General features: G+C 70.2%; 13 protein-coding genes. 10 read left to right on the top strand and 3 right to left on the bottom strand.

All coding sequences use genetic code 11. From position 1 onward, the window contains the following. Positions 1 to 13: 13 nt before the first annotated feature. The 4 genes from EV284_RS32295 to EV284_RS32310 all read left to right on the top strand — a co-directional run bounded on the left by EV284_RS32295 (position 14) and on the right by EV284_RS32310 (position 3168). Positions 14 to 1984, top strand: coding sequence for an FtsK/SpoIIIE domain-containing protein (locus EV284_RS32295; RefSeq protein ID WP_130340535.1), 1971 nt, complete (start codon positions 14 to 16; stop codon positions 1982 to 1984). After that, positions 1966 to 2277, top strand: a complete 312-nt coding sequence (locus EV284_RS32300) for a hypothetical protein (protein ID WP_130340537.1) — start codon at positions 1966 to 1968, stop codon at positions 2275 to 2277. Before EV284_RS32295 ends, EV284_RS32300 begins: the two co-directional genes overlap by 19 nt. 80 nt (positions 2278 to 2357) lie before the next feature. Continuing rightward, positions 2358 to 2672, top strand: coding sequence for a hypothetical protein (locus EV284_RS32305; RefSeq protein WP_130340539.1), 315 nt, complete (start codon positions 2358 to 2360; stop codon positions 2670 to 2672). Between the two features lie 73 nt (positions 2673 to 2745). Then, positions 2746 to 3168, top strand: coding sequence for a hypothetical protein (locus EV284_RS32310; RefSeq protein WP_130340541.1), 423 nt, complete (start codon positions 2746 to 2748; stop codon positions 3166 to 3168). Positions 3169 to 3743: 575 nt separating this feature from the next. Here EV284_RS32310 and EV284_RS32315 read toward each other — a convergent pair. Continuing rightward, positions 3744 to 4307, bottom strand: a complete 564-nt coding sequence (locus tag EV284_RS32315) for an N-acetyltransferase (protein ID WP_130340543.1) — start codon at positions 4305 to 4307, stop codon at positions 3744 to 3746. Further along, positions 4304 to 5569, bottom strand: a complete 1266-nt coding sequence (locus tag EV284_RS32320) for a Tat pathway signal protein (RefSeq protein ID WP_242625884.1) — start codon at positions 5567 to 5569, stop codon at positions 4304 to 4306. Before EV284_RS32320 ends, EV284_RS32315 begins: the two co-directional genes overlap by 4 nt. Positions 5570 to 5726: 157 nt before the next feature. Here EV284_RS32320 and EV284_RS32325 point away from each other — a divergent pair, with 157 nt between their 5' ends. From EV284_RS32325 to EV284_RS32885, 5 genes are all read left to right on the top strand, one after another. Next, on the top strand, positions 5727 to 6311 hold the full coding sequence (locus EV284_RS32325; RefSeq protein ID WP_130340545.1) for a hypothetical protein: 585 nt from the start codon (positions 5727 to 5729) through the stop codon (positions 6309 to 6311). Then, a complete protein-coding gene (locus tag EV284_RS32330) occupies positions 6308 to 6799 on the top strand; it encodes a hypothetical protein (RefSeq protein ID WP_130340547.1) in 492 nt (163 codons plus the stop codon). Before EV284_RS32325 ends, EV284_RS32330 begins: the two co-directional genes overlap by 4 nt. Next, positions 6793 to 7416, top strand: coding sequence for a hypothetical protein (locus EV284_RS32335; RefSeq protein WP_130340549.1), 624 nt, complete (start codon positions 6793 to 6795; stop codon positions 7414 to 7416). The genes EV284_RS32330 and EV284_RS32335 overlap by 7 nt, the downstream gene beginning before the upstream one ends. Then, complete coding sequence (locus EV284_RS32340) at positions 7410 to 7886, top strand: hypothetical protein (RefSeq protein WP_130340551.1); 477 nt, start codon at positions 7410 to 7412, stop codon at positions 7884 to 7886. The genes EV284_RS32335 and EV284_RS32340 overlap by 7 nt, the downstream gene beginning before the upstream one ends. Before the next feature lie 91 nt (positions 7887 to 7977). Further along, the gene (locus tag EV284_RS32885; protein ID WP_165425699.1) at positions 7978 to 8556 is read left to right on the top strand and encodes a hypothetical protein; all 579 of its coding nucleotides are present in this window, start codon (positions 7978 to 7980) and stop codon (positions 8554 to 8556) included. Here the strand turns inward: EV284_RS32885 and EV284_RS32350 are convergent. After that, positions 8553 to 8960 carry a hypothetical protein gene (locus tag EV284_RS32350; protein WP_242625885.1) on the bottom strand — a complete coding sequence of 136 codons (408 nt, stop codon included), beginning with the start codon at positions 8958 to 8960 and terminating at the stop codon, positions 8553 to 8555. The genes EV284_RS32885 and EV284_RS32350 overlap by 4 nt on opposite strands. Before the next feature lie 151 nt (positions 8961 to 9111). Between EV284_RS32350 and EV284_RS32355 the strand changes: the two genes are divergently transcribed. Beyond that, on the top strand, positions 9112 to 9438 hold the full coding sequence (locus EV284_RS32355) for a DUF6087 family protein (protein WP_130340553.1): 327 nt from the start codon (positions 9112 to 9114) through the stop codon (positions 9436 to 9438). Positions 9439 to 9575: the final 137 nt, after the last annotated feature.

A 9575-nucleotide genomic window follows, 5' to 3' on the forward strand; every position in this document is an offset into this window, starting at 1 on the left:
GAGGTGAGGTGACGTGTTCATACCGGACTCCGATCACCTCACCTCATCCGCGACCAGCTCCCCGCACGGCCGGACCCGCCGCGCGGCCGCCGCGATCTGCCGCCTGTGCGGGCGCCTGCGCTACGAACTCGCTCCGGCCGCCGCCACGGTCGGCATGACCTGCCTGGGCTGGCTCCACCACCTCGCCGGCGTGAACACCGCCTCCTACATCGGGTACGGCCTCGGGATCGCCGCCACCAGCGCGCTCACCGCGGGCGGCCTCAAGTTCAAAAGCGCCCCCGCCGCCTCCATCGGCATGGTGGGCACCGGCAGTCTCATCAACACCACCATCGGCGCGGCCACCGGCCCCTCCGTGCCCTCCCTGATCGCCTCCGGTGTCGTCACCCTGGCCGCGTACGCCACGTACCTGCCGTGGCTGATCAAGACCCGGCACGACCGCATCAACCTCCAGATCAAGGCCGCGAAGACCGGCCCGCTCCCGGACGGCATGGGCGTCAACGTCGGCATGCCCGGCGTCATGGGGGACACCGAGGAGGAGACCGCGCTCCGCCGCGCCCTTGTCGCCCTCGGAACCCCCGCCGTGGACGTCTCCCGGCTCCGGTTCAGCGACACCGGCTGGCACGCCGTGGTGACGCTCCCGCCCGGCAAGAACACCTCGGCCGAGGCCATCAAGGCCCGGCGGCAACAGCTCGAAGCCAACCTCGGCCTGCCGGGCAAGCTGCACCTGGCCGAGGGCGCCCAGGCCAACGAGCTGCTGGTGTTCATGCAGACTTTCGACCCGCTCGCCGAGACGGTGCCGTGGCCGGGCCCGTCTATCCCCTCGATCGAGCAGCCGCTGCCCATCGGGGTGTACCCCGACGGCACCGAGACGTTCCTCGACCTGGTCGCCGGGCACGTCCTCATCGCGGGCGGCACCGACATGGGCAAGTCGACCGTCATCAACTGCATCATCGGGAACCTGGTCGCCTGCGCCGACGCCGAGATCCTCGGTATCGACATGAAGCCGGGCGCCCTTGAGCTGGGCCCGTGGCGGCGGAACATGCTCGCCCTGGCCGACGGCGCCGATGCGGCCCGCCAGGTTCTCACCATGTTCAAGGCGGAGATGCACCGCCGAGGGAAGTACCTGGCGTCTCTGCGCGGCCCGAACGGCGAGCCCGTCCGGAAGTGGACGTCCGAGCACGGCCCGTACTGGGTCCTCGTCATCGACGAGCTGGCCGAGCTGCTGCGCCAGGCCCCGGACGTGGCCGCCGAGCTGGTCACCATCAACCAGGTGGCCCGCGCCATGGGCATGCGCGTCATCTCCGCGACCCAGTCGCCCAGCGAGCAGGCGTTCGGCGGGAAGGGTACCGACGCCCGCCAGCAGTACAGCACCCGCATCGGGCTGCCCATGTTCGAGCCCGAGCCCATCAACATGGTGTTCGGCCGGGGCGCGTACGGGCAGGGCTGGCGCCTGGACTGGCTCTACCTCCCCGGCAAGTACATGGTGATGTCCCGCCGGTACACCACGCCCCGCGAGGGCCGCGGCTACTACGTGAGCGACGCCGACATCGTGGCCGTCTCCACCGAGCACGCCCGGTACGACGAGACGCTGGTCCAGGAAGCGCGGCCGCACCCGGAGCCCGACCCGGAGCCCCCGAGGCCGCCCGGCGGGGGAGGCCCGCGCGGCGGCCGGCCGACGCTGCGCGCCGTGCCGACGTTCCCGGACGGCTCCCGCATCCCCGACAACCGGCTGCCGCTGTGGCAGGCCCTGGAGAAGGCCGGACCCGAGGGCCTGACCAAACCCGAGGCGGTCCGGCACGGCATCTGCAACCACCACACGTCCATCGCCCCCTACCTGGCGCAGTGGGCCGCCCAGGGATGGGTCGAGGAGGACGGCAAGCGGGACCGGGCGATCGTCTACGTCCTCACCGCCGCCCAGCACTCACCCGCCCCCGAGGCGCCCGCCACCGACGAGGAGAACCCCGCATGTCCCGCGAGCCTGTGATCCCCACGAGCGTCTACCAGCCCATGGCCACGCACTACCCGGTGGAGGAGTACCAGGCGCAGCACTGCCAGTGCGGGCACTCCCACAGCCAGGCGCCGGTGCAGAACATCACCATCAAGCAGGCCGACCCGTGGCTGCGCTACATCGGGGTGGGCTTCGCCGGGGCCGGGATCGGCTTGCTCGTCTTTGCCAGCATCGTGGCGACGCTCATCGCGGCCGGCGCGTGCGCACTGTGCGTCGCCGTGGCCACCTGGGCGCTGCGCGGCCTGTTCAACGGCAAGAAGGCGTCCTAGGCCCACAGCACTTAACCGACTCACTGCGTGAAGGGCAGGGGGCGCGTTCGCCCCCTGCCCGCTGACGAGAGGAACTGACGGTGCTGGAAGTCCGGATGACCGAGCACGCGGCGCACTTCAACCTGATCGACGAGACTGGCCAGATCGGCTCGGTGTTCTTCGCGGAGGCCGACGGAGAGGACCCGGCCGGGGGCTGGTACGCCGCCGTCAGCCGGTCCCAGTTCCCCGGCGCAGAGTGGCAGAGCGGCCCCCACCCCACCGCGCCGCTGGCGGTCGCGGCCGCATACCCCTTGCAAGCTCAACTGCGGGAGGAGCGGAAGAAGCTCGCCCACTGGCATCGGGTGAACCGCACACGGCTGATCAGCACGCCCATGGGCGGCAAGCCGCGCGGGTAACTCCCGGCGCGACAGGGGCCCGTGTCGGCCGTTCGTGCGATGATCACCGGCTATGGGGAGATACACGTGGGGGATGAAGGCCAGCATGCTGGTCCTGACCGTGGCGGCCGCGAGCGGCTGCGGCACGTCGGAGAAGGCAGAGCAGCCGGTGGCAGCGAAGCCGAAGACGGTGAGCGTGGCGGCCGCCACCGAAGACTTCAAGGCCGCCGTGGACAAGTTCGACACGGACGGCGGGTGCCTGGAACAGGCCCCGGGGACGTGCTGGTCGGAGATGACCGCGGTGATGGAGCCCGCCCGGACCCTGCGGAAGGCGATGAACGCCGACAAGACGGTGGGCCCCGACTTCTGGACCGGTGCGTACGCCTTGATCAACACCATGGAGAAGGGCATCGCGGTCGGAGAGGACAAGGGCGCCGGCACCTTCTCCAACCGGCCAGACGTCCTCGGCTCCGCGCACCACTTGGCCGACTGGCTGGACGAGCACCCGCTCAGTTGAGGTAGCGGTAAGACCGCGAGAGCCCCGACCTGTGTGGTCGGGGCTCTGCCCCGCCAGCGCGGGGGCGACCCGTCGGTGAGACGGGAGAGCGGAACATCCCCGCGAGGGCGGGGTCAACCACTCCATGAAACAGAGGAGCGGATCATCCCCGCGCACGCGGGGGACCAACACCCCCACTATGGCACGTCGGGCTGCTCGTTGGGTCGGTTTCAAAACCCGCGCTTCACGGGCAAGGGTCGAGTGCCTCTGCAGCGCACATCACGACAGCGCAGCAGCATCTCGCCCTCTTCGGCATTCCACGCCCCTCGCTCGGTCATGTTCGAGGCTCCGCACGATGGGCAACAGCGGCGCGGGTTGACGTGAGAGACGGGAAACTTGACCTGAAAGTCCCGGTTTCTATCGCAAAGCTCGTGATGTGGGTGCTTGGTACCATAGACGCGATTATTGGTACATGGCACGCAGCAACTGATTCCTGCGGCGGTCCATCTTCCACACCAGCATGATTCGACTTCGAGTCCCATTGCGTTCAGCTGGACTTTCCGGCTCTTCTGCGGCTCAGGGTTCACGGGGAACTCCTACGCTCCGAGCGGGTCGCGCAGCATCGTGGCGAAGACCGGGGAGTCGTCAAAGGGCTGCTGCTCACCGATCTTCCGATACCCCCAGGACTCGTAGACCGCCTTGAGGCGGCCGCCGGACAGCTCCGGGTTGACCAGGAGGGTTACGCGCTGCTCCTGCCTCTGAGACAGGAGTTCCTCGTGAAGAGCCCGAGCGGCGCCCTGACCGTGCGCGCCACGCCATTTCCGGCGGACGAGGATCTCGTTCAACGCGAGGGTGCGCTCCCCATCCTCCCGAACGTAGTCAGCCGGGTGATCGTGGCGTTCGTTGTCCCACCACTTGGTGTCGGCGCCGAGAGGAACGGCGAAGACGTACCCGATGGGTTCCTCCTCGCCCGAGTAGGCCACGACGGCCTCCCAGCCGGGGCGCGAGGCGTACATGGTGAGCCGTTCATCGAACCGTTCGGGGTGGTAGAAGGGCTGGTTCAGCAGCCCGAACTCCCCGCGGACCTCGATGTGGATGTCGAGGATGAGATCGCGGACAGAGTCGACATCTGCCGTTCGGCGGTAGGTCGTGCCGTTCATGCGGCTTCCCTTCGGTGTTCCAGCCATGCCGTGGTGTCCGAGCTGGTCGGAGCGATGGATGTGAGGCGCCGGGTGAAGTCGTTCAGGAGGACGTGCACGCGGCCGTGGCGGGCCATGTCGGCTGGGATCTTCCGTGCGGAGGCGACGGCGGTCTCGACTTCGCGCTGCCCGAGCTGGGCCAGGGCGAGGTTGGCGTAGGTCAGGGACCGGTTGCGCTCGAGGTCGGGGCGGAGTTTCCCGAGGCAGCGGTGTGCGTGCCGTTCAGCGTCTTCACAGCGGCCGAGCCGCAGGTAGGCGAAGGTGGCCAGGCTGTCGAGTTCGGCCTGGTCGTAGAAGGCCATCCACGGGGGACGGTGCTTGGACCGGTCGGCTCGTTCGTAAGCGCTCTGGGCGAGCTTGATGGCCCGGACGGCTCCCCGCTCGTCTGCCATGTCGGCGTGGAAGGTGGCCAGCCGGGCGAGCGCCAGGGAGGCGTACAGGGGGTCGGCGCGAGTGATGGGGGTGGAGCGGGCGGCTTCGCCTGCGGCGACGGCGTCGGCGTGGCGGCCGAGGTGCCGGTACATGATGCCCGCGTGCCCCCACACCCGGTACAGGATGGCGTGGTTGTTCGCCAGTCCAGCGAGGGTCACGGCCCGGTTGAGGTAGGGCTCGGCTTCGTCCAGGCGGCGGCCGTCGATGGCGGCCCACATGGCGCTGGCCGTGAACGCGGCCGCGACGGAGTAGCACTCCGACCGGATGCGGCTGGAGGCGATGTGCTGGTTGGGTAGGTCGGCGCTTTCCTCGGCGAGCGCGGCCGCGTGCTGCTGGAGCTGCCGGGTGCCTCCGTACCGGTTGTCCATGCTGACGAGGGCGGCGAGTTTCGCGTTCAGCCGGTCGACGTCGGTGGAACCCAGGCGGCGTTGGTTGGCGGAGGGGGCGGTGAGCGAGGCGCCGGCGGCAGTGGCCGCGGCGAGGAATGTGCGTCGGAACAACGGATCGTCCTCAAGAGATGAGAGGGAGAGCCCTGGGGTCTTAGTTCCCCGAGGAACGAACCCTAGCTCTAGGGGAGTTCGGCCGGTAACCGCCTGTAAGGCGATGCGAAGTGCGGTGTTCGGCCAGCGGACCTCGCCGCTGAGCAGCTTGTAGACGTGGCGGTCGTGGATGGTGCCGTACCGGCCGGTGAGGTCGTGAAGTGTCTTGTTGACCAGCTTCACCAGCTCTTCGACTTTCACGCCGTGCTCGCGCATCCACGCCGTGAGAGCCTCGTTCCGCGTCCCCGTCATGACAGAACGTTAGGACTTGACCGCCCTGCGATAGGTAAAGCGGGAGTCAAAATGGCAGGGCGACTGCTCGTAACTTCCGCCCCAGATGGCATTACTGACGCCCCCTCGGCAGCGGTTACCTACCTCGTAAGACGACCGCGACCGAGGAGGTAGTGCAGTGACGGGGCCCCTGCCGCACACCGCGCGCCACGTACGGCCGCCGATGCCGGCCGAGGAGCGCCAAGCCCTCGAAGCCGCCTGGAACTGGCTGCTCCGGGCGGCCGACAGCCAGCGCGTTGCCGAGCGCGAGTGGGAGCCCGGCCACGGTGGGCGGACCCTGCTCAGGGCCGGGAAGACCTTCGACGTTCTCCGCGTCACCTACCGCGCGCTCGGCGTGCGTCTGCCCGACCGCGCGGGCGGCCGTCCGCTCCCGGTCCCCCGGCCGGACCTCCTCGGCAGGCTGGCCGAGCTGGGCATCACCGGCATGGTCTACCGGACCGATTACCGCCCCTACCTGTACTTCCTGGTCCCGCCGGGCACCGACCGGACCTGGCCCAAGCCCCGCCTCCTGCGCGACCAGGTGGAGTGCGTGGGTGGTTCGTACGCCGACGTGCACCTGGTGGGTGTGCCGAGCCCGCTGTGCACCGAGGGACCGCATCTCCACTGGGTGCGCCCGTTCGGGCCCGGCGGCCCCGCGGAGTGGCTCGCCGATCCCGAGCACCTGCACCAGGTGCTGCTGGAGCGGGCGGAGGCGACCGTATGAGGTACCGCCAGGCCGACCCTCGGGAGCTGGAGTTCCGCCCGTGGTTGACGCGCGCCCCCGAGGTCCGGCTCGTACCGACCGCTGAGAGCCGTCTCGAATCGGTGCGCCGCACCTGCTACGCCGACGTCCTGGACCGGATCGGGGGCAGCCGACCCGTGCGGGTGGCCATCTACCTCCGGGCTGCCGGCGGACTCGACACCGACTACTGGGGGCACACCCTCGCCACGCTCGCCACGGCCCGCGGTTGGCGTGTCAGCGGTCGTAGGTTCACCGACGCGGCCGGCGCCTCCTTCTTCCCCGAGTTCGAGAGCGCCTGCCAGTACGCCCGGCAGGGCTACGTCGACGGCATCCTCACCATCCGCCGGACCAGCGTGCCGCTGGACGACGAGACGTACGAGGACCGGGTGAACCGGCTGAGGGAGCACACCACGTTCCTCGCGTTCCTCCAGCAGGTCGATCCCACGAGCGGTGGGGGTGCGGCGTGGTGACGATGCCCTACGTCCTGCCCCGCACCGGTGAACTCGGGAAGCGCGAGCCGGTCATCGTGACCCCGGCCGGCGTCCGCTACGCCGACCCGGCGCTGACTGAGACCTGGCGCGACCTCGACGGCGTGCTCTGGGAGGTACGCGAGGGTGCTCCCACGGGCCCGCCCGCGTACACCGCCGAGCTGCACCCGGTCCGGCAGCCCGAGGCCATGGACGGTCTGCTGTGTGCGGGCTGCCGTGAGCCCGCCGACCGGGGCCCGGACGGAATGCTGTGGCTGCTGCCCCTGCTCGGCGCCGCCCCGGACACCCGCTGGGAGGGCGTACGGACGGCGATCCCGCCGATGTGCGCCACCTGCGCCGAGCTGGCCCCCACCGTGTGCCCGGTGCTCGGCGACGGCCACGTGGAACTCCGCGTACGGGAGGCCGGCCCCATCGGCGTACGCGGCACCCGCCACCCCCGGCCCGGCGAGCCCGGCGACCCCGACCCCGACGCCCTGGTCCTCTACGACTCCCCGGACCTGCCGTTCGTCGTCGCCCGCCAGGCCATCCGCGAGCTACGCCGCACCACCGTGGTCCGCATCTCCAAGCCGTCCGTCACCCCGCAGGAGCACCGTTGCTGACCGCCGACTCCCTGAGTCCCCTGGAACTGCTGCGTCTCCACAGTCTCGTCACCTACGAGTTCAGCGTCGACCTGCATCATCCGGACGCACTGAGGGGCCGCATCTGCGTGTGGTGCCACACGCCGGAGCCGACCGGGCCGCAACTGGATTACGTATTCGTTGACGGCGAGGACCCCCGAGGGTGCCGCGCCTGCTACTCCACCCGCCTGGCGTATGTGCTGACCTGGGACAACTGGGCTGCGCACGTCGACATCTGTCCGGCCTGCACACTGGGCTGGCCCTGCTTCATGGGGCGCCGCCGCCGTGTCGAGCATGAGCGGACTTTGCCGGGCGTGAAAAGGATGCTGTGGTGCTTCCGCTGCGCCGATCCCATGCAGACCAACCGACGTGTCGCCGCACAGAGGCGGCACGAGCAGTACGGCCCGCGCATGGGCTACGTCCATGCCTCCCACATGCCCCTCCCGTCTTAACCACAGGCCCCTGCTCGGCGGCCGGGATGTCACTTGCTCGGTCGTCGGGCAGGCAGCAAGGCACCATCCCTTCAAGGAGAGGAAGCCGCACATGTCCCAGACCGGCATGCCTGCCGTGGAGACCGTCGCGGTCGCCGCGCAGCAGATCGTGGACCGCATCAAGGGCGACCCCGAGTTCGGCGCGTTCGAGGCGGCGTCGCTGGAGTACGGCGAGGACTGGCAGTGCTTCACCGGGTTTCCGGTGGTCAGCCTGTGGAAGCTGGAGACGGACGCCGCACCGCTGTTCGAGGAGGGTCTGCGCGCCCTCGCGCTGAAGGCCGCGGTGTACGCGGCCACCGGCGACGACAAGGTGGCGGAGGTCGCCATCGCTGTGCCGGTGGACGAGATGACCCACGCGATGCTCGCTCAGACGCAGTTGTTCGCGCGGATCGCGGTCCGGTGCGGGGTCGGCATCATCCACCAGACGGACCAGGAGCACACCGACTACCGCTCGGGCGGGTACACCTACGACTGCTACCGGGCGGCGTGGGGTGAGCCCCCGGCCCGCTACTGGCTGGACCACGAGGAGGTGGAGCGGCGCCGTGACGTCCTGGCCGGCCGGTACGAGAGCATCGGCGTGGGACGTTCCGGCCGGGAGCACAGCATCGACTTCGCCACGGTCGCGGCCTAGCCGAGAGCGGCGCGCAGCACCGCCGTGATGTCGATGCCGGGGTCTGAGGCGAGCAGGAGTTCCGTCGCCTGCCGGATCACGTCGTCGCACACCTCCGGTGGTGCCGCGTCGAGCATGGAACGCACCCACGCGGGGACCTCGTCGGCCTGTACCGGCGGCGGGGTCTCCCAGGGCAGAGGCAGGCCATCGCTGGCGTATGGGGCGGCGGGGAGGCCGACCCGGTCGGGGTGCACGCACACGGGAACGCCTGCGGCCGTGAACCGGTGTCCGGTCTTCGGGTCGAAGGGGCAGTCGCGGGAAGGGCGTGCGAGGACGTCGAACCCGCCGCCCGGCAACTGGTTCGAGGGGCACACGTCGCACACCGGCCGGCCGCCCCGCGCGAACGGCTCCACGCGTCCCGTCATCGTCCCGCCTCCCGTCGTACTGGGGGTGCACGGTAGCGGAGTTCCACCCGGCTTCGTGGCCCCTCCTCACGGCCCGTCCGCGCACTCAAACCCCGCGGCGCACGGGGCGCAGTTCACCACCACACCAGAGGGAAAGTAGGGGAGGCACGGCATGGCTGAACATGAGGAGCCGTTGGAGGACTGGGCCGCCCGGCGGGACGCACGCCGCCCCCGCTTCGGGGAGCGCCGCCCGGCGCCTCTCGGGGACGAGCAGCGGGGCGCGCACGTCGACCCGGACGCCCCGCGCGGTGTCGAAGTGTGGGACGGGCAGGACTGGGTGCCGTCCGGGGCGGCAGAGGACTACGAAGCGGCGGCCGCCGAGACCGGCGGTGACACCACGGTGCGAGCCGAGCGGGTGCCGCTGCCCGCGTTCGGACGTCTCCCGACGATGCCCAAGCCATACCGGCCGACCATCCCCGTCCACCGCCCGCACTCCTGAGCCTTCTGGGCTCACTCAATCGGCCCCGTCCGTGCGCTGAACCCCCGAGGCGCACGGGCGGGGCTTCTCCGTTGCAGGGTGTAACAGATCGTTCCGGGTGACGTTTGGCATGTAGAGACTCGCGGTTTATGTCAATC

This window comes from Streptomyces sp. BK022 (genome assembly GCF_004217355.1).
Taxonomy (GTDB): domain Bacteria; phylum Actinomycetota; class Actinomycetes; order Streptomycetales; family Streptomycetaceae; genus Streptomyces; species Streptomyces griseoluteus.